Raw genomic sequence first — 815 nt, forward strand, 5'->3', positions numbered from 1 at the left:
ACATGGGCGTGTTGCAGGCAGCGGCGACTTTCACATTTTCCAGCACGGTGAGATTGGAAAACACCCGGATGTTCTGGAACGTGCGCGCCAGCCCGAGTCGCGCGATGCGGTTGGGCCTGAGGCGGAAGATCTCCTTGTCGTCGATGCGGATCGAGCCGGCATCGGCATGGGAGGCGCCGGACAGAGCATTCAGCAGCGTGGTTTTGCCTGAGCCGTTGGGGCCGATGATCGCCTGCACGATCCCCTTGGGGACGTCGAGATCGACGCCGTCGAGCGCGACAAGGCCGCCGAAACGGCGCGTCACGCCGCGCGCGGTGATGATCGCTTGATCCGTCATCGCGCACCTGCCCAGAGTGGTAGCCGTGATGCCAGCGATGCGAGGCCGCCGGGCGTCAGCACGATCACGGCGATGACGCCGAGGCCATAAAGCACGAGGTACCATTGCCCGAGGAAACGTAGCGCCTCCGGTAAAACGGTTAGCCCCACGGCGCCGATTATGCAGCCGGGGATCGAGCCCATGCCACCGACGATCAGCATGGTCATCAGCAGGATGGCCTGGGTGCCCGAGAAGCTGTCCGGGCTGATGAAGCGGATCGAGGAGGCATAGAGGCAACCCGCGAGGCCGGCATAGACCGCGCCGATCATGAAGGCGATCAGCTTGGTGCGCGTGGTGTCAACGCCGCTCTGTTCGGCGGCGATCTCGGAATCCTTGGTGGCGATCATGGCGCGGCCGAGCGACGATTGCCGAATTCGCGCGGCGACGAGGGCCGCAATCGCCAGCACTGCGATCAGCAAATAGTAATGTTGAACCTGCC

At 64.0% G+C, this 815-nt stretch carries 2 protein-coding genes; both read right to left on the reverse strand.

Annotated elements, in window-relative coordinates:
- On the reverse strand, positions 1–337 hold a 337-nt coding region (locus AC1DU6_RS33545), incomplete at its 3' end, for an ATP-binding cassette domain-containing protein (RefSeq protein ID WP_477862672.1).
- A partial coding sequence (locus tag AC1DU6_RS33550) for a branched-chain amino acid ABC transporter permease (RefSeq protein WP_477862674.1) occupies positions 334–815 on the reverse strand: 482 nt, incomplete at its 5' end. The genes AC1DU6_RS33545 and AC1DU6_RS33550, both read right to left, overlap by 4 nt.

Source organism: Roseateles sp. P5_B10 (assembly GCF_056400485.1).